We start from the raw sequence: 20790 nt of genomic DNA, 5'->3' as shown, positions 1-20790 counted from the left end.
AGAGGGCCGGAGTGGTCGCCGCTAGGCTGGGACCAGCGCCGACGGGAGCCCCCAGCGCGCGACACGAGACCCACGACGTCCCAGGAGGGCACCCATGACCGACACCGCTGCGACCACCGGCCGACCGGCCGCCGGCTTCGACGAGGTGCCGGGCCGCTACAAGGTCCGCTCGCTCGCGCTGGCGGAGTCCGGCCGGCACCAGATCCGGCTCGCCGAGCACGAGATGCCCGGCCTCATGGCGCTGCGCGCCGAGTACGGCGAGGCGCGGCCGCTGGCCGGCGCCCGCATCGCCGGGTCGCTGCACATGACCGTGCAGACCGCCGTGCTCATCGAGACGCTGACCGCGCTCGGCGCCGAGGTGCGCTGGGCGAGCTGCAACATCTTCAGCACCCAGGACGAGGCGGCGGCCGCCGTCGTCGTCGGCCCCGACGGCACCCCGGAGGACCCGCGGGGCGTGCCCGTCTTCGCCTGGAAGGGCGAGACGCTCGAGGAGTACTGGGACTGCACGCAGCAGATCCTGGTGTGGCCCGAGGGCGAGGGCCCGAACCTGATCCTCGACGACGGCGGGGACGCGACCCTGCTGGTCCACCTCGGCCTCCAGTACGAGCGCATCGGTGCCGTGCCGCCGAACACGCTGCCCGGGGAGCCGGACCACACGCACGAGATGAACGTCGTGCGGGACCTGCTGCGCCGTGACCTCGAGATCGACCCCCTGCGCTGGACCGGCGTCGCCGAGCAGATCGGGGGTGTCACCGAGGAGACCACGACCGGTGTGCACCGCCTCTACCACCTGGCGGACTCCGGTGAGCTGCTGTTCCCGGCGATCAACGTCAACGACTCGGTGACCAAGTCGAAGTTCGACAACAAGTACGGCATCCGCCACTCGCTGCCGGACGGCATCAACCGCGCCACGGACATCCTCATCGGCGGCAAGGTCGCCTTCGTCGCCGGCTACGGTGACGTCGGCAAGGGGGCCGCCGAGGCCTTCCGCGGCCAGGGCGCCCGGGTCATCGTCTCCGAGGTCGACCCCATCTGCGCGCTGCAGGCCGCGATGGACGGGTTCCAGGTCGCGCGGCTCGAGGACGTCGTGGGCGAGGCGGACTTCTTCGTCACCACCACCGGCAACAAGGACGTCATCCGGGTCGAGCACATGCTGGCGATGAAGGACAAGGCCGTGGTCGGCAACATCGGCCACTTCGACAACGAGATCGACATGACCGGCCTCGCGGCGGTCCCTGACGTGGTCAAGACCGAGATCAAGCCCCAGGTGCACGAGTGGACGCTGCCCGCCGCCGAAGGTCGTGCCGAGCGGTCGGTCATCGTGCTCTCCGAGGGACGGCTGCTCAACCTGGGCAACGCCACCGGCCACCCCTCGTTCGTCATGTCGAACTCGTTCGCCAACCAGGTCATCGGACAGCTCGAGCTGTTCGCCGACATGGCCCGTCCGGCCGACGAGCGCCAGTACGCCCGCCAGGTCTACCGGCTGCCCAAGGCGCTCGACGAGAAGGTCGCGCGGCTGCACCTGGACGCGCTCGGCGTCCGACTGACCGACCTCAGCAAGGAGCAGGCCGACTACATCGGCGTCCCGGTCGAGGGACCGTACAAGCCGGAGCACTACCGGTACTGAGCCTCAGCGGGGCACGTCGCGGTGGCGGAAGCCGGCCAGACCGGCGATGAGCAGCGCCACCGCGACGGCCCCGACGACCGTCACCGCGCCGCCCGTCGGGTCTTCGGTCGGGAGGCGGCCGATGGCGTGCAGGGGGGAGACCTCCAGCGCCGCGTCCGGCATGCTCAGGGTCTCGCCGAGGGTCTCGACGACCGCGATATAGGCGATCGCGACCCACATCAGCGCCAGCGCACGGGGCAGCAGCCCGAGCAGCGCCACCCCGAGCGCGGCGACGACCACCACGGCGGGCAGGTACTGCACCGTCGCGACCAGCGCTCCCGCGTCGTCGCCGGTGGTACGAGCGGTGGTCGCGGCCAGCCCGGCCCCACCCGCCAGGGCCACGAGCGCACCGCCGAGCACCGCGACGGCGGCGTGGGTGCCCAGCCACGTCGTCCGGCGCACGGACAGGGCCAGCACGGCCTCGAGGCGGCCGTGCGTCTCCTCGCGCCGCACGCGGGCCAGGACCTGGGCGGACGCCCCGAAGGCCATGAGCATGACCAGCACCAGCGTGAACGACACGTACCAGCTCGTCGGGTCCCCGACGACACCAGCGGAGAACATCTCGGTCAGCTCCGGGTTCGCCGCCACGACGTCCGCGATGTCGTCGGTGAAGGCGCCCATCATCGCGCCGACCAGGGCGGCGCCCACCAGCCAGGCGACGAGGGTCGCGCCGTGGCGGCGCAGCGCGAGCCCCGGTCCGGTCGTCAGGAACCTCCCGGCGGAGGCCGGCCCGGGCCGACTCGTCACCATCGCGCTGCCCAGGTCACGACGGCCGACGAGTGCGAGGCCGAGCGCGCCGAGGGTCGTCGCCGCGCCGAGGGCGAGCAGCAGCGGCCAGACCCGGGGGTCGTCGGTGAACGGCCGGGTCTCCTGCTGCCAGGCGAGCGGGGACAGCCACTTCCAGCCGTTGTCCTCGACGTCGCCGATCGCCCGGAAGACGTAGGCGACGCCCAGCACGACGACGCCCACGGCGATGACACCGGCGGACCGGCGCAGGAGCTGGCCCGCCAGGGTCGCCAGGCCGGCGAAGACGAAGCCGAGGGCGGTCACGGACGCGCCGTAGAGGACGGCGTCGGCGAGGTCGACGCCGTAGGCCGTCAGCGAGACGACCATGCCGAGCCCGACGAGGAGCAGGGCGCTCGCGGTGACGAGCAGCGCGGCCACCCACGGGGCGCGGGAGCCGATCGCCCGCGACCGCAGCAGTTCGAGCAGGCCGTTCTCCTCGGCGGCGCGGGTGGAACGTGCCACGAGCAGGAGGCCCATGAGGGGCACCGCGATGGCGGCGATGAACCCGAACTCGTTGGCGGCCACGCCACCGAGGGTGTCGGCGCCGTACGGCGTGCCGTTGATGGCGGCCATCGTCGGGTCCGACCCCACGGTCGCCTCGTAGGTCGCGAGCTGCTCCGTGGTGCCGTAGGTGGTGTCGATGGCGGCGACCGTCGCGGCGTAGGTGCCGACGATGCCGCCGACCCAGGCCACCAGAGCCTTCCAGCCGGTGCGCAGCTGGAGCCGCAGCACCGTGCCCAGCCCGTCGCCCGTCCGTCCGGTCATGCCGGTGCCTCGTCGTACTCGGACAGGAACAGCTCGTCCAGGCTGGGCGGACGGACCGTGAGCCCCCGGAGCCCCCCGTCGACGAGCGGGCGCAGCACGCGGTCCAGCTGGTCGGGCTCCACGGTGAAGGTGATCTCGCGACCCGACCCGCCGTCGGACACGGGGGAGACCTTGAGGTCGTGCAGGTCGAACCGGTCGAGGTCGGGCGGGGTTCCCGGCACGACCGCGCGCACCGTGGTGCGGGCGAGACCCCGCAGCTCCGCGACGGATCCGGCCTTGACGGTCCGGCCGCGGCGGATGATCGTGACCGTCGAGCACAGCGCCTCGACCTCGGACAGGATGTGGCTGCTCAGCAGCACCGCGGCGCCGTCGGACACCCGTTCGGTGACGCACTCGCGGAAGACCTCCTCCATCAGAGGGTCGAGGCCCGCCGTGGGCTCGTCCAGCACGAAGAGGTCGGCCCGTGCGGCGAGGGCGGCGACGAGGGCGACCTTCTGCCGGTTCCCGCGGGAGTAGTCGCGCACCCGCTTGGTGGGGTCGAGGTCGAACCGGTCGACGAGCTCGGCGCGCCGCGCCGGGTCCAGCGGCGGCCCGGACGCGCCGAGCACGTCGATGCACTGCCCGCCGGTCAGGCCGGGCCACAGGGCGACGTCACCCGGCACGTAGGTGAGCCGCCGGTGCAGGCGTACCGCCCGGCGCCACGGGTCCTGGCCGAAGAGCCGCACCCGCCCTCCCGAGGCGCGGATCATGCCGAGCACGACACGCAGGGTCGTGGTCTTCCCGGCGCCGTTGGGCCCGAGGAACCCGCGCACCTCCCCGGCCTCGAGGCGGAGGTCCAGCCCGTCGAGCGCGCGGAACGAGCCGAACGTCTTGACGAGCCCGGAGATGTCGAGCACGGGGTCGGACACGCCTGCTCCTCGCCTGTCGGTCACTGCCCGTTTGTCAGCGACGGTACTCCCGGCGCGGCGCGCTCGCCCAGGTCGGAGGCGGGTGCGGGGCCGGGTCAGTTCCGGGGGTCGGGGACGCCGTAGGGCAGCCGGTGCAGGGACGCCGCCTGCGCCACCGCCCGTTCCTGCTCCTGGCGGCCCCGTGCCAGCTCCCGGTCGCGGCGCTCGTGGAGCACCGCGTGCAGGAACGACTCGGCCGGGGTGCCGGACGGCGGCCCCGGGGCCACGTAGGCCTCCATCTGGGCGGCCAGCTCGTCGGTCAGCCGCGCGCGCGACGCCGGGGCCAGCCGGGGGGCGCGGTCCAGCACCTGCCGGGCGCGCAGCGCCAGGCCGTCGGGCAGGCGTCGGATGTCGGCCGACCGGGCCCAGGTGGCCAGGGCCGGGGACATGACCAGCGGCTGCTCCCAGCTGCGCGCACCGCGGACCCGGACCGCGTAGGTGCCCGCCAGAAGATCGCCGAGACGCTTCCCGCGGGCGTTGGCCAGCGAGGTGATGACCGCGACCGAGCCCGCCGTCAGCCAGATCTCGAAGACCCCCACCAGGGACCGGACCAGCGCGTGCCGCACCCGGACCGGGCCGCCGTCGTCGCGCACCACCCGCAGCCCGGTGGCGAGCTTGCCGAGCGACCGTCCGCGCGTGAGCGTCTCCACGGTGGTCGGCAGCACGACGAGCAGCAGCACGACGATCGCGATCACGGCCGCCCGTCCCCACTGCGACGCCGCCGCGACGTCGGACTGCCAGACGAGGATCCCCGTGACGACCCAGATCGCCAGCACGAGCCCGCCGATCGTCACCGCCACGTCGATGAGCGCCCCCGCCGACCGGGAGGCGAACGAGGCCGGCCGGGCGTCGAGCAGCACGCCCTCGCCGATGAGGATGCCGTCGGTCACGGTGCTTCCGTCCGCTCGGTGCGTCGCCACATGTGGCAGGGTATCGGCCGTGGACCTGGACGCCTTCACCGCCGTGCACCGCCCGGAGTGGGACCGCCTGGCGGAGCTGTCGAAGCGCCGGCGGCTCGACGGTGCCGAGGCGGACGAGATCGTCCGCCTCTACCAGGCCGTCGCCACCCATCTGTCCACGGTGCGGTCGGCGGCACCGGACCCCGCGACCGTCACCCGGCTGTCGGAGCTGCTCACCCGGGCCCGCACCAAGATCGCCGGCTCGCACGAGCCGGCCTGGTCGGACGTCGTCCGGTTCGCCGTCGTGTCGGTCCCGGCCGCGCTCTACCGGATCCGGTGGTGGATCCTCGCCGTCACCGTCGCCTTCCTCGCCGTGGCCGTCACCGCCGGGGTCTGGGTCGCCGTCGACCCCGACGCGCTCGCGGCGATGGGGACGCCCTCCCAGCGCCAGCAGTACGTCGACGAGGCGTTCGCGTCCTACTACGACCCGCAGCTCTCCTTCGCGGCGATGGTGTGGACCAACAACGCCTGGATCGCCGCCCAGACGATCGCGACCGGCATCACCGGGGTGTTCCCGGTGTTCGTGCTGGGCAACAACGCGGTCCAGATCGGGGCCACCGGCGGCATGATGGCCGCCCACGGCGAGCTGCCGCTGTTCCTGCAGCTCATCGCCCCGCACGGGTTGCTGGAGCTGACCAGCATCTTCGTGGCCGGTGCCGCCGGGCTCAAGCTGTTCTGGACCTGGGTCGACCCTGGCCCGCGGCGGCGGGTCGTGGCGCTCGCCGCCGAGGGGCGCGCGATGATCACCGTGGTCGTGGGACTCGCCGCCGCGCTCGGCCTGTCCGGACTGGTCGAGGGCTTCGTGACGGGTTCCGCGCTGCCGTGGTGGCTGAAGATCACGATCGGAGCGCTCGCGCTCGCGGCCTTCCTCGCGTACTTCCTCGTCCTGGGACGCCGCGCCGTGACCGCGGGGGAGACGGGCGACCTCGATGCCGACCGCGCCGGCGCGGTGCTGCCCACCGCCGGCTGACCGGGCGGCTCAGAGCCGCCCGGCGGCCTTGAGCGCGAGGTAGGTGTCGGCCAGGCGCGGCGCCAGCTGGTCCGGCAGGGCCTCGAGCACCTCGGCGCCGTGCTGCCGCAGCACCGCCGCCACCGCGGACCGGTCCAGGTCCCCCCGGGAGGCCGCGGCCGCGTCGTACACCTCCTCGACGGTGTCCCGGCCGGCCGCCAGCGTCGTGACGTCGGCGTCGGCGACGGCCGCCACCACGACCTGGTGGGTCCCGGTGAGCCGGTCCACGACGGGCAGCAGGCCGGTCTCCACCGCCGCGGGGTCCAGCGAGGTGAGCAGCACCACGAGCGACCGCTGGCTCACCCGAGCCCGGACCTGGCCCACCAGCCCGGTCCAGTCCGTCTCGAGCAGGACCGGCTCGACGGCGGCCAGCGCGTCGGCCATCGCGGGCAGCAGCCGCGGCCCCGAGGCCCCGGCGACCCGGGCGCGCACGGTGCGGTCGTAGGCGAGCACCTGGACGCGGTCGCCGGCCCGGTCGGCCAGCGCGCCCAGCAGCAGGGCCGCCTCCACGCTCGCCTCGAAGCGGGTGCCGCCGACGTTCACGGACCCGTCGTCGACGGTGCCGATCCGCGCCGCCGAGGTCCGGCCGGTGTCCAGCACCACGACGACACGGCGGTCCCGCTCCGGACGCCAGGTGCGCACCACCACGTCGCCGCCCCGCGCGGTGGCGCGCCAGTCGATGGACCGGACGTCGTCACCGACCACGTACTCGCGCAGCGAGTCGAACTCCGTGCCCTCGCCGCGCACCTGGACGGCGGCGCGGCCGTCCATCTCCCGCAGCCGGGCCAGACGGCTCGGCAGGTGGCGCCGGGAGGTGAACTCCGGCAGGACGCGCACGCGGCCGCCCACGGGGATCGCAGCCTGCCGGCCGGCGACCCGGAGCGGCCCGAGCGTGCGGACCGTGACGGGTCCGGCGTACCGGTCGCCGCGGCGCGTGGGCAGCAGCGGCGTGCGCAGCCGCACGGAGTCGCCGGGAGCGAGGTCGACCGGGTGCCGGGCGTCGCGGACCGGCCGGGACGGGTCCGTGTGGGTCTGTCGCGAACCGCTGTCGTCCCGCGCGGCCAGCGAGGGCGGCCAGGCATCGCGGACGACGGCGCGCAGCCGCCGCCCGGCGGCGTTCGTCACCACCAGGCGTGAGTCCACCGGCGTGCCCAGCCGGACCGACGTCGGGACCGTGCGCTGCACGGTGACCTGCCGGGGCGAGGCGGCCAGCGCGACGTCGAGAGCGCACACGGCGGCCACGACCAGCAGCCAGACCAGCACGACCCCCGGCACGGGCCACAGCGCGACCGGGACGGCGCCCACCGCAGCCAGCACCACGGCGCGCCAGGTGAGCACCATGTCAGCGCGGGACCGGGACGGCGGCGAGCACGGTGCCGAGCACGGACTCGGCGGTCACACCCTCCAGCTCGGCCTCGGGACGCAGCTGGACCCGGTGCCGCAGCGTCGGGAAGGCCAGGGCCTTGACGTCGTCGGGCGTGACGTACATCCGGCCCGACAGCCAGGCCCAGGCACGGGAGGCGGCGAGGAGTGCGGTCGCACCGCGGGGGGAGACACCGAGCTGCAGGGACGGCGACTGGCGGGTGGCGCGGCACACGTCGACGGCGTAGCCGAGCACCTCGGGGGCGACCTCGACCTGGCGGACCTCCGCGCGCGCCGCGGCGAGGGTCTCCGGGCCGGCCACGGCGTGCACGCCCGCGGCGGCCAGGTCGCGCGGGTCGAACCCGGCGGCGTGCCGCGCCAGGACCTCGATCTCGCTGTCCCGCTCCGGCAGGGGGAGCAGCACCTTCAGCAGGAACCGGTCGAGCTGGGCCTCGGGCAGCGGGTACGTGCCCTCGTGCTCGACGGGGTTCTGGGTGGCCACGACGACGAACGGCTCCGGCAGGTGCCGCGGAGTGCCGTCGACGGAGACCTGCCGCTCCTCCATGGCCTCGAGCAGGGAGGCCTGCGTCTTGGGCGGGGTGCGGTTGATCTCGTCGGCGAGCAGCAGGTTGGTGAACACCGGTCCCTCGCGGAACGAGAACTCGGCGGTGCGGGCGTCGTACACCAGCGATCCGGTGACGTCGCCGGGCATGAGGTCGGGGGTGAACTGAACCCGCTTGGAGTCCAGGTCGAGCGCCGCGGCCAGCGACCGCACGAGCAGCGTCTTGGCGACTCCGGGCACGCCCTCGAGCAGCACGTGGCCCGAGCACAGCAGGGCGATCAGCAGGCTCGTCACCGCCGAGTCCTGGCCGACGACGCCGCGGCCGACCTCGGTCCGCACGGCCGCCAGGGCGCGGCGCAGCTCGAGCGACGGCTCCGGGGTCGCCGGGGCGTCGTCGGGCCCGTCGGGGGACGTCACCTCGCGGCCGCCGGGGTCGGCGCCCGGCGCGAGGGTGTCGGGGTCCGTGCCGGGGGCCGGGGACTCCGTGCCGGGGGTGTCCGGGCTCGGCTCGGCGGTCTCGACCGGGTGCTCCCGCGGGGTGCCGGCGGACAGGTTCTCGTCGGGGTGGGTCACGGTCGGTGAACCTCGCTCTCCAGGGTGTCGAGCCGGCAGGCGAGCTCGGTGAGCGCCACGTCGTCGGCCGGGGGTGATCCGTACAGCAGGGCGGAGACGTCGTGCGGGTCGCGGCCCGTGGCACGCTCCACGGCGGCGACCACGGTGTCGCCCCCGGCGGACCGGGGCAACCCGAGGCGGCGAGCGATCCGGTCGGCGGTCGCCGCGCGCAGGGCCGCCGCGGCGTGCCCGCGGGACCGGGCCCGCCGGTAGAGCCGCCCGCGTCCACGGGTCGCCTCCGCGGCCGGCACCACGACCGGCAGGTCCTCGACGAGCAGCGGGCCGAGGCGACGCGCGCGCCAGACCGCGGCGACGGCCGCCACCAGCAGGGCCCACCACGCCACGGCCGCGAACCACGGCGGCACGAGGTCCAGCAGCCCGGCACCCTCACCGGGCGCGCCGGGGCCGCTCGGCGACGTGCCCCCGAGCGCACTATCGTCCGCGGGGTGCTGGACCAGCCAGACCAGTCGCTCCTGGGCGCCGAGCAGGTGCAGGGCGAGCGCGGCGTTCCCGTCGGTCAGGACGTCGCCGTTGCGCAGGAAGGCGGCGTCGGCGACGGCCGTGACCGACCGACCGTCCCGGACCGTGGTGGCCAGGGCCACCTGGCGTCCGTCGGGGACGGGCCAGCAGCCGGCCACCAGGTCGCCGGCGACGAGGAGTCCCGGTGCCAGCCGGGACGGCCCCGCGGCGACGGCGGCCGGTGCGTCGCACTCGGCGGGTCGGGGAGCCTCGGGAGCCGACGCCTGCTCGTCCAGGGCGATGGTCCCGCCGGACACGGCCTCCAGCAGGGCACGCCCCGCCTCCGCGACGACGACGTCGCCGGCGGCCGTGGCCAGCAGCTCCGCCTGTTCGGGACGCAGGAAGGGCGACGGCGGGACGAGCACGGTGGTGCCCGGACCGGCCGCGGCCACCGCGTCGTCGACACGGTCGACCTGGACGACGGAGACGCCCTGCTGCTGCAGCACCTGGGCCAGCGCCCGGGAGCCGTCGTCCCGGGTGTTCTCGACGTCGTAGGGCGTGGTCGAGGTGGGTGGGCGCAGCAGGGCCAGCACGGCCACGAGCGCCGCGAGGCTCAGCAGCACCAGCAGCGTCCAGCGGACCCGGCGCCATCGTCGCCGGGTGCGGGAGCCGAGCGTGCTGCCGTCCCCGGTGGCGGTCGACGTCCAGGTCCCGGTGGTCTCGGTGGCGGGCACGGTCACGAGGCACCGGCCGTCGTCGGGGCGGGGCGTGCGGCGGACGCCCGCTCGTCCAGGGTGCGCAGCCGGTCGTCGTCGGCGCGGCCCGCCGGCCGGTGGCCGTAGCAGACGGCGTCGAACAGCCGGGCGGCGGCGCCCAGCGGGTCGGCGAGCTCCGGCACGCGGTCGCCGGCGTCCCGTGCGGCTTCCTGGGCGGTCCGGCCGGCGCGCTCGTCCAGCACGGCGCGCTCCTCGAGCACGCGCACGACGGCGCGGAAACGCTCCAGGACGGCGGTGTCCCAGTCCTTCCGTGCGGCCGCGTCGTCGGCCGCACGACGCATCTCGGCCGCGGTGCGGGTGTCGTCCTCGTGCACGACGACCGAGCGGGCCGCGGAGCGGCGACGGAGCCGGGCGGGGCCGGCGACCCACCAGGCGACCCCCACGACCACGGCGGCGAGGGCGACGATCACGGCGGCGAGCACCAGGGGGTCGGCGTCGACGGCACCGACGCCGTCGAACAGCCCGAGGAACCACTCCAGCAGGCGCATCAGCCACGACTGGTCCTGCGCGTACTCGGGCCGCGAGAGCTCCTCGACCAGCCAGCGACGCGCCGTCTCCCGGTCGGGGTCGACGGGCACCTCGGCAAGGACCGCCGCGGTGTGGCCGGTCACCACTGGCCGGCGGGCCCCGGAGGCGGGGTGCCCGGTGCCGTCGGGCCGCCGGGGCCCTCCGGTGCCGCGGCGCGTTCAGCCGCCTGCGCGAGGCGGACGTCGAGACCCTCGCGGCGCATCCGCACGTCGGTGTAGACCAGTGCCACCACGCCGGAGACGAAGATCAGGTAGATGAGGGTCGACAGGACCGAGGCGACGACCGTGGCCAGGAGGTAGCCCCACCCGAAGACGAGGGGGCCGTCGATCGACTGGCCGGCGAAGGCGAGCGGGACACCGACGACCTGACCGGCCAGGAAGGCGATGATGCTGGCCAGCAGGATGGTGCCGAGGATGCGCCAGTAGCTGCCGCGCGTGAGTCGCCAGGCGCGGGCCAGCGTGCGGCCCAGGCCCCGCCCCTCGAGGACGAGGGCCGGGGCGACCAGCAGCAGCCGGACCCACAGCCACAGCGCCCCGGCGACGACCGCGGCGAGGCAGGCGAGGCCGACGAGCACCGTGGCGCCCGTCGACCCGGTGGCGGCGTTCGTGCCGGCCACGACGAGGACGCCGACCACCACGACGGCGACGTACCCGACGAAGAGACCGATCGTGCGCAGCACCATCCAGCCGATGAGGACGCCGAGGCGGGGCCGTACCCGCGTCCAGACCTCCCCGACCGACAGCTTGCGGCCGATCACCGACTGGCTCACGGACACGGTCACGACGCCCTCGGCGATCGGCTGCGCCACGACGAGCGTGAGCGACATGCCGACGGAGATCGCGATGACCTGGGCGAGGGAACCGGCGTCGGGGAACAGCATCCCGAGCTCCGGGTCCTCGGCCGGCAGCGCGCCGATCTGGCCGGTCAGCCAGGGGACGGCGACCTGGGCGAGGATCGTGCCGACCGCCGTGGCGATGACGACGACGAGGCTGACCAGCCCGAGCATCACGGCCGGGTTGTGCCGGACCGAGGAGAACGACCCGTCGAAGATCTCGCCGAGCGACAGCGGCCGCAACGGGACCACGCCGGGCTTGCTCGCCGCCGGGCCGTAGGGCGAGGGCGGCGTGGCCTGCGTCCCGCTGTCGTACTGACCGGACCCGCCGCCGTACTGGCCCGGGCCGTACTGCCCGTACGCGGGCGGGCGCGGCGCCTCGCCCCAGCCCGAGGGCGGGGTCGGCTGGTCGGGCGAGCTCATGTGGACTCCTCGGACGAGACACGGGCGGTGCGGGACCGCCACCGACCCTATAGCCTCCAGGGTTCCACGGGCGCGCCCCGACGTGCCTGTCCGCGCCACCTGGCAGACTGTCGCCATGAGGTCCCGTGTCCTGGTGGTCGACGACGACACCGCGCTGTCCGAGATGATCGGCATCGTCCTGGAGTCGGAGGGGTTCGAGACGAGCTTCTGCGCCGACGGTGACGAGGCCATCGGCCAGTTCCGGTCCATGCAACCCGACCTGGTGCTGCTCGACCTGATGCTCCCCGGCAAGGACGGCATCGAGATCGCCCGGGAGATCCGCGGCGAGTCGGGCGTGCCCATCATCATGCTGACGGCCAAGACGGACACCGTCGACGTGGTGCTCGGCCTGGAGTCCGGCGCCGACGACTACGTGACCAAGCCGTTCAAGCCGAAGGAGCTGGTCGCGCGGGTCCGGGCCCGGCTGCGCCGCTCCGACGAGCCGGGTCCCGAGCGGCTGAAGATCGGTGACGTCGAGATCGACGTCACCGGGCACGCGGTGACCCGGGACGGCGAGCGCATCAGCCTGACGCCGCTGGAGTTCGACCTGCTCGTGGAGCTGGCGCGCAAGCCGTGGCAGGTCTTCACCCGTGAGGTGCTCCTCGAGAAGGTCTGGGGCTACCGCCACAGTGCCGACACCCGCCTGGTGAACGTCCACGTCCAGCGGCTGCGGTCGAAGATCGAGAAGGACCCCGAGAACCCTGAGGTCGTCCAGACGGTCCGGGGCGTGGGCTACAAGGCCGGTGCCGCCCGCTGACGAGCCGGCGGGTCGTTCGGCCGTGCCCGACGACGTCACCGCGGCGGAGGCCCCCTCCGGCGATCCGCAGAACCCGTTCGTCGCCGGGGTGCGCTCGCTCGTGCTGCGCTGGCGCTCCTCGATGCAGGTCCGCGTGGTCACCACCGCGCTCGCCCTCGGAGTGCTGGTGGTCGTGGTCCTGGGGCTGTTCCTGTCGGACTCCATCCGGGACGGGCTGTTCGAGCAGCGCATCGAGCAGATCGAGGCGGAGAACGCCGCGCTGGTCCAGGAGACCCAGTCGCGGTTCAGCGCGTCGACGGCCACGACGATCGGGGAGCAGCAGTCCTTGCTGCGCGACGTGATCCTCGGCCTCAGCGCGATCGGCTCGAGCGCGCAGGACTACTTCCTGCGCCAGGCGCCGGACCAGAGCCTGCCGCTCGTCGACCCGTCGTCCCGGCAGGACCTCTCCGTGCGGGACGTCGTGAGCCCCGCGCTGCGCGAGGCCACGCTCACGACCGACGGTCCCGTGCTGCAGTCGGTGCTCATCCCGGCCGCGTACAGCGAGTCCGGGGCCGACGAGCCGGGTGTCGTGTTCGGCACCACGGTCGAGCTGGCCTCTGCGGGGACCTACGAGCTGTACGCGCTGTACTCGCTCGCCTCCCAGCAGGAGACCCTGCGATTCGTGCAGCGCACCCTCGCGATCGGGGCGGCGGTCATCATCGCGATGATCGGGCTGCTCACCTGGACCGTGACCCGCCAGACCGTGGCGCCGGTGCGCCGCGCGGCGACCGCCGCGTCGCGGCTCGGGGAGGGACACCTGGACGTGCGCATGCCCGGTTCCCGCGGGCAGGACGAGATGGCCACCCTGGCGCGGACCTTCAACGAGATGGCCGCCAGCCTCGAGGACCAGATCGCGCGCATGGAGGAGCTGTCGACCTCCCAGCGCCGGTTCGTCTCCGACGTCTCGCACGAGCTGCGGACCCCGCTGACCACCGTGCGGATGGCCGGTGAGGTCATCTACGCCGCCCGCGACGACCTCGACCCGGCGGCCCGCCGGTCGGCGGAGCTGCTGCAGACCCAGCTCGACCGGTTCGAGGAGCTGCTCACCGACCTGCTGGAGATCAGCCGGTTCGACGCCGGCGCGGCGGTGCTGGACGTCGAGCACCGGGACCTGCGCGACGTCGTGACCGCCGTCGTCGACACCGCGGCCCCGCTGGCCGAGAGCAAGGGTGTGTTCCTGTCGGTGGACATGCCGGGGGAGCCGGTCCGCGCCGACATCGACCCGCGCCGCGTCGAGCGCATCCTGCGCAACCTGGTGGTGAACGCCGTCGAGCACGCCGAGGGCAACCCCGTCGAGGTCACGGTGGGCGGCGACGACGAGGCGGTCGCCGTGGTGGTCCGCGACCACGGGATCGGACTGACCCCCGACGAGCTCAACCGGGTCTTCGACCGGTTCTGGCGCGCGGACCCCGCCCGCGCGCGCACCACGGGCGGGACGGGGCTGGGCCTGGCCATCTCGCAGGAGGACGCCCGGCTGCACGCCGGCCGGCTGCAGGCCTGGGGCAGCCCCGGCGCGGGGGCCAGCTTCCGCCTCACGCTGCCGCGCCGGGCCGGCATCCGGCTGACCGGGTCGCCCCTGCCCCTCGAAGGACCCGACCGCTCGGGCGAGCGGCTGCTGGAGACGGGGCAGGTCCCGGTGGTCAACCCACCGACCGGACCGACGCCGACGGCGATCCCCGACCTCTCGGCGAGCCACGAGGAGACCCCATGACCGTGCACCGGACACCACGGAGGGCCGCGGCCGCGCTGGCGGGACTCGTCGCGGCGGCGCTCGCCCTCGTCGGCTGCGCATCGATGCCGACCTCGGGCGACGTCATGCAGGGCGAGGTCCGGGTCGACACCCCGGTCGACGTCGGTTTCAACGTGCAGGGACCGTCACCGGGCGCGGACCCGCAGCAGATCGTCCAGGACTTCGTCTCCGTGGCGCAGTTCGGGCCGGCCTCGGCCAACACGTTCGCCGTCGCGCGGGAGTACCTGACGCCCGTCGCCTGGTCGCAGTGGAACCACGGCGCGCCGGTGCTGGTGCTCACGGAGTACCCCGACTGGACCGTCGAGGAGTACGACGACGCCTCGGCGACGACCTCGGTCCACGGCGAGGCCCTGGTCGCCGCCAGCATCGACGAGACCGGCGCGTACACCGAGCTGCCCGAACCGAGCGCGGTCGACCTCTCCTACGACCTGTCCCGCGGCACCGACGGCGAGTGGCGGATCACCGGGCTCGAGGACGGCCTGCTGGTGCTGGCCAACTTCCTCGCGGAGGCGTTCCACCGCACGACCCTGTACTACCCGACGCCGGACCGCCGCTGGTGGGTGCCGGACGTGCGCTGGTACCCCGAGCAGTCCTGGCGCACGGCCGCGACCCAGGAGATCCTCGCCGGTCCTCCCGAACCGCTGCAGCAGTCCGTGGTGTCCGTGGTGCCGGAGGGCACGACGCTGGCGATCGACTCGGTGAGCGTCGACGACCGGGGCGTCATCGACGTGTCGGTGACCTCGGCGATCTCCGCCGCGCCCGCCGAGGACCGGTCGTTGCTCGTGGCCCAGCTGGAGGAGACCCTGCGGGAGGGCGACGGGCGCAGCGTCGAGCTCTCGGACGGCAACAACCCGCTCGCCGTCCAGGCGAGCGACGCCCCGTCCCGGCCCGTCACGATCGGCGACGCCCTCGCCGTCGTCGACCGGGGCGAAGAGGGACCACAGCTGCGCAGGGTGTCCGGCACCGAGCTGGTCGAGCTCACCGAGCCGCCGATCACCGCCGGCCTCGATCTGACGGCGGTCGGCGCGGGCCCGGGGGACCGCCCCGTCGTCGTGCGGGACGGCGACGACCGTCTCCTGCGGGTGGCCGCCGACGCCGAGCCCGTCCAGCTGCTGCGCGGCGAGGGCGTCCTGCCACCGTCCGTCGACCGTTTCGGGACCGTGTGGACGGCCGTCGACGGCGAGCTGTGGGTGGTCCGGGAGGCCGGTGCCTCGTCACGCCTGGAGGTCGAGTGGCTGGTGGACCGCCGGGTGCGCTCCGTGCGGGTCTCGCCCGAGGGCGCACGTGTCGTGCTGGTCGTCCAGGGGCCGGAGGGCCGGGAGGTGTGGGCCGCGGCGATCCAGCGCGACGCCGAGGACGTCCCGACGGGGCTGTCCACGCCGTGGCGGATCGGCGCACCCGTGCCCTCGGTCTCCGCGGCGGACTGGTCCGGCGAGACCACCGTCGTGCTGCTCGGACGTGCCCCGGACGGGAGCCAGGTGCTCTCGCTCGCCGGCATCGGGGGACTCGCGGGCACCTCCGACGCCGGGGCCCGCGAGCTGGTGACCCCGGGCGAGCCCGTCCATGTGGCCTCCGCGGTCGGTGCCAGCCCGATGCTGGTCCTCGATACCGGCGGTGTGCTGCAGACGCGTCAGAGCTCGGCGCTGTGGCCCTCCGTGTCCGGCGGCGTGGTCGCGGTCGCGTACCCGGGCTGAGACCGCCCTCCGGTCACCCCCAGGAGCCGGGAGTCCGCGGGGGTGCCGCTGCGCGCCCCGACGCCGCGTGGCGGGGCCGTCGTGGGTGGCATCGTCCGCCGGGTGCTCACCGCCCTCGCCCGCCTGGTCGTCCCCGTCGCCTGCCCCGGCTGCGGCAGGCACGACGTGCGCTGGTGCGCGTCCTGCGCCCGCACGGCCGCGGGGGGCGCTCCGTGGCGCGCCGAGGGCGGGGCCCCCCGGCTGGACCGGTGTGACGGCCGCGCTCCGCTGCCGGTCTGGGCGCTCGCGGACGGCACCGACGACGTCCGGGCGATCGTGGTGGCGTGGAAGGACCACGGCCGGGCCGATCTCGACGGGCTGTTCCGGCCGGCCCTGACGCGGGCGGCCGCGCGCACCGCCCCGCGGCTCGCCGCCGTCGCCACGGGTGGTCCCCTCGCCGTTGTGCCGGTGCCCTCGTCGCCGGGGGCTCGGTGGCGCCGGGGACGGGAACCGGTGCGGTCCCTCGCCGCGGCGGTCGCCCGGGGGCTGACCGCCGGCGGCGTGCGTGCGGAGCCGGTCGCCGCGCTGCGTCGTCGTCCGTCGCGCGACCAGGTCGGGCTCGGCGCGCGGGAGCGCGGACGGAACCTCGCGTCCGCGCTGGTGCTGCGCGAGCGGCCCTCGCGAGCCGTGCGCCGGTGCGTCCTCGTGGACGACGTGCTCACCACGGGCGCGACCCTCGCCGCGGCCGAGGAGGTTCTCGAGCGGGCCGGCCGGGCCGTCGTCGGCGCGTTCGTGCTGGCGGCGACGCCGCCGCCGGGAGGCAGCGGCCGACGTGCGACGACGGATCCTCGCCAGCAGTTCACCCTCGGGTCACCTTGGGGTTAATGTGAGAACCCGACGACGCCCCACCGCACCAGCGGGACGGACGTCGCATCGCACGAGCGGACCGGGCAGCGGCCCGGCACCCGGGAGGTGGTGCCCACCCGGCACCGGCAACGGTGCCCAGACAGCCCGATCCGGCCGACCGTGCGAGGCGCGGCGGCCATCTGATGAAGTGGAGCGACACGATGGAGATCGCCGTCGTCGGCAGGCACACGGACGTGACGGACAAGTTCCGGGAGCACGTCCAGGACAAGCTCACCAAGGTCACCCAGCTCTCGCCGAACACGCGCCGCGTGGACGTCGAGGTCACGCACGAGAACAACCCCCGGCTGTCGGACGTCAGCGAGCGGGTCGAGCTCACGGTGCGGTCGAAGGGGCCCATCATCCGCGCGGAGGCGGCGGCGGACGACAGGTTCGCCGCCCTGGACCTCGCGATGGAGAAGCTCAGTGAGCGTCTGCGGCGTTCTCGCGACCGGCACAAGAAGGACCACCGCCGCCGCGGCGCGGAGGACGCGCGGCCGTTCGCCGACCCGAGCACGGTCGACGAGGTGCTGGCCGAGCGCTCCGAGCCCGAGCCCGCCGTCCTGGAGACGCCCGGTGACTCCGTCGAGCACCAGCTGGGCGACTCGCCGGTCGTGATCCGCCAGAAGCTGCACCACGGGGAGCCGATGACGGTGGACGACGCCGTCGAGCGGATGGAGCTCGTCGGCCACGACTTCTTCCTCTTCATCGACAAGGAGTCCGCGCGGCCCGCGGCGGTCTACCGGCGTCGGGGGTGGTCGTACGGCGTGATCGAGCTGGACACCACCTGCGCGGCGGCCGCACCGGTCACCCAGCTCACCTGAGGGACCGGTCGGGTCCGACGGGGCCCCGGGCACGAGGACGATCGTGCCCGGGGCCCCGTCGCGTCCCCGCGTCTCGACGGGTCTCGCGGCGCGGGACGCTCCGTGGCGGGTCACCGCCGCTCCTCGCGGGTCAGGACGTGTCTGGTCGAGTCAGGACGGATTCCCCCGGGTCAGGACGGATCCTGGCGGGTCGGCACGGCGCGGCGTGTGCCTGTCGGGGTCGACGGGCAGGATGACGACCGTGGAGACGATGTCCAACGCACAGGCGCGCCGGGTCGCGCTGCGCGCCCAGGCGCTGGACCGGCCGCGACGCGACGCGCCGGTGACCATGCGCCGGCTGACCGCCACCGTCGACCGGCTCAACCTGCTCCAGATCGACTCGGTCAACGTGCTCGCCCGGGCGCACCTGATGCCGCTGTACTCCCGGCTCGGCCCGTACGACACCGGCCTGCTCGACCGGGCGAGCGGACGCTCACCGCGGCGACTGGTCGAGACCTGGGCCCACGAGGCGTCGTACGTCCCGGTCACCACCTATCCGTTGCTGGAGTGGCGACGTCGGGCGGCGCAGCAGGAGGCGTGGGGTGTCATCGCCGCGACCGCGCACGCCCACCCCGTCGAGCTCGACCTGGTGCGGTCGCTCGTCGCCCAGCTCGGGCCCGTCACCGCGGGTCGGATCCACGCCGAGCTCGAGTCCGCCGGACGGGCGGGGTCCCGGCCCCGGGAGGACTGGGGCTGGAACTGGTCAGTGGCGAAGCGCTGCCTGGAGTACATGTTCTTCACCGGCGAGGTGCTCTCGGCCCGGCGCACCGAGTCCTTCGAGCGCTGCTACGACCTGGCCGAGCGCGTGCTCCCGCCGGCGGTGCGGAACGCCCCGCCCGTCCCCGACGACGTCGCCGTGCGTCGCCTGCTGGAGCTGGGCGCGCGGGCGCACGGTGTCGGCACCGCCCGGTGCTTCCGCGACTACTTCCGGCTGCGGGGACCGGCCGCCGCCCGGGCGCTGACGGAGCTGGTCGACGACGGGACCCTCGTGCCCGTCGACGTGCAGGGTTGGAGCGAGCCCACCTACCGCCACCGTGACGCCGTCGTCCCGCGCCGCGCCGAGGGTGCGGCGCTGCTGAGCCCGTTCGACCCGCTGGTCTGGGAGCGGCGTCGCCTGCAGTCCCTCTTCGACGTCTTCTACCGGATCGAGATCTACACCCCGGCGCACCGACGACGACTGGGCTACTACGTCCTGCCGTTCCTCGAGGGAGACCGGATCTCGGCGATGGTGGACCTCAAGGCCGACCGGGGAGGGCGGGTGCTGCGCGTGGCGGCCAGCCACCGCACGGGCGGCACGGGAGCCGACACCCCTGGCCGGCTCGCCGACGAGCTGTGGACGCTCGCCCGGTGGTCGGGTCTCGACGACGTCGTCGTCGAGCCGCCCGGCGACCTGTCCGACGCGCTGCGGGCGACGATCCGGGGCGCGACGTCGGACTGACGACCCACGGGGCCGCCACGGACCGTAGGATCGGCGGCTACAGGGGAGGAGGTGCCCGTGGAGACGCTCGCTCTCTACGTCGGCGTGGCGTTCGTGGGTGGTGTCGTCGCCACCCTCGTGCGGCTGCCGCCTCTGGTCGGTTTCCTCGCGGCCGGCTTCGCCCTCGGCGCGGCAGGCGCCCCGGAGCTGCCCGGTCTCGCCACGATCGCCGAGGTCGGTGTGGCGCTGCTGCTGTTCACCATCGGTCTGAAGCTGGACGTGCGCTCGCTGGTCCGCCCGGAGATCTGGCTGACGACGGTCAGCCACATGGTGTTCTCGGTGGCGCTCGGCATCGGGTTCCTGGGTGTGCTCGCCGCGGCGGGGATGGCGCTGGTGGCCGGCGACGGGTTCGGCACGATCGCGCTCATCGGGCTCGCGCTGTCCTTCAGCTCGACGGTCTTCGTGGTCAAGGTGCTCGAGGACCGGTCGGACGCGACGAGCCTGTACGGACGGATCGCCGTGGGCATCCTGGTCATCCAGGACGTCGTCGCCGTGACGTTCCTGGCCATCGCCGAGGGGCGCCCGCCCAGCCCGTGGGCGGTGGCCCTGCTGCTGTTCATCCCCGGGCGCCGGGTGCTGCACGCGGTGTGGTCGCGTGTCGGCCACGGCGAGCTCCAGGCCATCTTCGGCGTCGCGGTGGCGCTGGGGCCGGGGTTCTACCTCTTCGAGCACCTCGGGCTGTCCGGGGACGTCGGCGCGCTGGTCATGGGGGCGCTCCTCGCCTCCCACCCGAGCGCCGGTGAGATGTCACGGTCGCTGATGACGTTCAAGGACGTCATGCTCGTCGCGTTCTTCCTCGAGATCGGGCTGCACGGGACGCCGGAGCCGCAGCACGTCGGCCTGGCGCTCCTGCTGCTGCTGATGCTGCCGCTGCAGGCCGCCGGGTACGCCGTGCTGCTGTGGATGGCGCGGCTCCGCCGTCGCACGTCGTTCCTGACCGGCCTCGTGCTCGGGAACTACTCCGAGTTCGGCATCATCGTGGTCGCCGTCGGCGTCGAGGTGGGCATGGTCGACGACGACTGGCTCGTCGTCATCTCGTTGGCGGTCGCTGCGAGCTTCGCGCTCTCCGCGGCGGTGAACCGCCGGGGCGTGGAGATCGCCTCCTGGCTCACCCGGTTCCTGCCGCCGAAGGACCCGTCCCGGCTGCACATGGACGACCGCGTCGTGGACATCGGCGACGTCGACGCCCTCGTCATGGGACTGGGCCGGGTCGGCTCGACCACCTGCGCCCGCCTGCGGGACGAGTACGGCCTGCGCGTCGTCGGGGTCGAGCACGACCTCAAACGCGTCACGGCGCTGCAGGGCGAGGGTTTCGAGGTGGTCCGCGCCGACGCCACCGACGTCGAGTTCTGGGCCCGCGTCAAACGGGCCGGGCACGTCCGCCTCGCCGTGCTGGCCATGCCGTTCCACAACGCCAACCTCATCGCCCTCTCGCGGCTGCAGGAGGCCGGTTTCGAGGGGTACGTCGCCGCGATCGCCCGGTACGACGACGACGTCGCGGAGCTGCGGCGCCACGGGGCGCACGCGGTGTTCCACATCTACGGGGCCGCCGGTGCCGAGCTCGCCGACCGGGCGGCCGAGGTGCTCTCGACGGGACGCTGAG

Annotated in this window: 17 protein-coding genes; 9 read left to right on the top strand and 8 right to left on the bottom strand. The window is 74.5% G+C overall.

Annotated features, from left to right (window positions below; genetic code table 11):
* The first annotated feature begins 94 nt into the window (after positions 1-94).
* Positions 95-1627: an adenosylhomocysteinase gene (ahcY, locus tag HLI28_RS10050; RefSeq protein WP_216077586.1), complete on the top strand. Its 1533-nt coding sequence runs from the start codon at positions 95-97 to the stop codon at positions 1625-1627.
* 3 nt (positions 1628-1630) lie between these two features.
* On the opposite strand, the gene HLI28_RS10045 is transcribed toward ahcY, so the two are convergent.
* The 3 genes from HLI28_RS10045 to HLI28_RS10035 form a co-directional block, all read right to left on the bottom strand.
* Entirely contained in the window at positions 1631-3217 is a 1587-nt protein-coding gene (locus HLI28_RS10045) for an ABC transporter permease (RefSeq protein ID WP_171247377.1), read from the bottom strand.
* Positions 3214-4125, bottom strand: a complete 912-nt coding sequence (locus tag HLI28_RS10040; RefSeq protein ID WP_171247376.1) for an ATP-binding cassette domain-containing protein — start codon at positions 4123-4125, stop codon at positions 3214-3216. The genes HLI28_RS10045 and HLI28_RS10040 overlap by 4 nt, the downstream gene beginning before the upstream one ends.
* 95 nt (positions 4126-4220) lie before the next feature.
* Positions 4221-5084: an RDD family protein gene (locus HLI28_RS10035; RefSeq protein ID WP_343035777.1), complete on the bottom strand. Its 864-nt coding sequence runs from the start codon at positions 5082-5084 to the stop codon at positions 4221-4223.
* Positions 5085-5103: 19 nt separating this feature from the next.
* Between HLI28_RS10035 and HLI28_RS10030 the strand changes: the two genes are divergently transcribed.
* Positions 5104-6093, top strand: coding sequence for a stage II sporulation protein M (locus HLI28_RS10030; protein ID WP_171247375.1), 990 nt, complete (start codon positions 5104-5106; stop codon positions 6091-6093).
* A 9-nt stretch (positions 6094-6102) separates the two neighbouring features.
* Here the strand turns inward: HLI28_RS10030 and HLI28_RS10025 are convergent, their stop codons facing one another.
* From HLI28_RS10025 to HLI28_RS10005, 5 genes are all read right to left on the bottom strand, one after another.
* The gene (locus HLI28_RS10025; RefSeq protein WP_171247374.1) at positions 6103-7473 is read right to left on the bottom strand and encodes a DUF58 domain-containing protein; all 1371 of its coding nucleotides are present in this window, start codon (positions 7471-7473) and stop codon (positions 6103-6105) included.
* A 1-nt stretch (position 7474) separates the two neighbouring features.
* Entirely contained in the window at positions 7475-8473 is a 999-nt protein-coding gene (locus HLI28_RS10020) for an AAA family ATPase (protein WP_171247419.1), read from the bottom strand.
* Between the two features lie 152 nt (positions 8474-8625).
* Positions 8626-9861 carry a DUF4350 domain-containing protein gene (locus HLI28_RS10015; RefSeq protein ID WP_171247373.1) on the bottom strand — a complete coding sequence of 412 codons (1236 nt, stop codon included), beginning with the start codon at positions 9859-9861 and terminating at the stop codon, positions 8626-8628.
* Positions 9862-9863: 2 nt separating this feature from the next.
* Positions 9864-10514, bottom strand: a complete 651-nt coding sequence (locus tag HLI28_RS10010; protein WP_171247372.1) for a DUF4129 domain-containing protein — start codon at positions 10512-10514, stop codon at positions 9864-9866.
* Positions 10511-11686: a DUF7847 domain-containing protein gene (locus HLI28_RS10005; protein WP_171247371.1), complete on the bottom strand. Its 1176-nt coding sequence runs from the start codon at positions 11684-11686 to the stop codon at positions 10511-10513. The genes HLI28_RS10010 and HLI28_RS10005 overlap by 4 nt, the downstream gene beginning before the upstream one ends.
* 115 nt (positions 11687-11801) lie before the next feature.
* Between HLI28_RS10005 and mtrA the strand changes: the two genes are divergently transcribed.
* The 7 genes from mtrA to HLI28_RS15965 all read left to right on the top strand — a co-directional run bounded on the left by mtrA (position 11802) and on the right by HLI28_RS15965 (position 20789).
* Positions 11802-12482 (top strand): MtrAB system response regulator MtrA, encoded by a 681-nt coding sequence (mtrA, locus tag HLI28_RS10000; RefSeq protein WP_171247370.1) that lies wholly within the window; start codon positions 11802-11804, stop codon positions 12480-12482.
* Between the two features lie 22 nt (positions 12483-12504).
* Entirely contained in the window at positions 12505-14232 is a 1728-nt protein-coding gene (gene mtrB / locus HLI28_RS09995; RefSeq protein WP_343035775.1) for an MtrAB system histidine kinase MtrB, read from the top strand.
* Entirely contained in the window at positions 14229-15965 is a 1737-nt protein-coding gene (locus HLI28_RS09990) for an LpqB family beta-propeller domain-containing protein (RefSeq protein ID WP_171247369.1), read from the top strand. The genes mtrB and HLI28_RS09990 overlap by 4 nt, the downstream gene beginning before the upstream one ends.
* An 81-nt stretch (positions 15966-16046) precedes the next feature.
* Complete coding sequence (locus HLI28_RS09985; RefSeq protein ID WP_343035774.1) at positions 16047-16829, top strand: ComF family protein; 783 nt, start codon at positions 16047-16049, stop codon at positions 16827-16829.
* Positions 16830-17011: 182 nt separating this feature from the next.
* Positions 17012-17671, top strand: a complete 660-nt coding sequence (hpf, locus tag HLI28_RS09980) for a ribosome hibernation-promoting factor, HPF/YfiA family (protein WP_171247416.1) — start codon at positions 17012-17014, stop codon at positions 17669-17671.
* Between the two features lie 250 nt (positions 17672-17921).
* Positions 17922-19148 (top strand): winged helix-turn-helix domain-containing protein, encoded by a 1227-nt coding sequence (locus HLI28_RS09975; RefSeq protein ID WP_246246607.1) that lies wholly within the window; start codon positions 17922-17924, stop codon positions 19146-19148.
* A 57-nt stretch (positions 19149-19205) separates the two neighbouring features.
* Positions 19206-20789 carry a cation:proton antiporter domain-containing protein gene (locus HLI28_RS15965; protein WP_171247367.1) on the top strand — a complete coding sequence of 528 codons (1584 nt, stop codon included), beginning with the start codon at positions 19206-19208 and terminating at the stop codon, positions 20787-20789.
* Position 20790: the final 1 nt, after the last annotated feature.

The organism is Isoptericola sediminis (assembly GCF_013085345.1).
In the GTDB taxonomy this organism is placed as follows: Bacteria; Actinomycetota; Actinomycetes; order Actinomycetales; family Cellulomonadaceae; genus Isoptericola; species Isoptericola sediminis.
The sequence above is the reverse complement of the archived record's forward strand: the minus strand, read 5'-3'. Positions and strand labels throughout refer to the sequence as shown.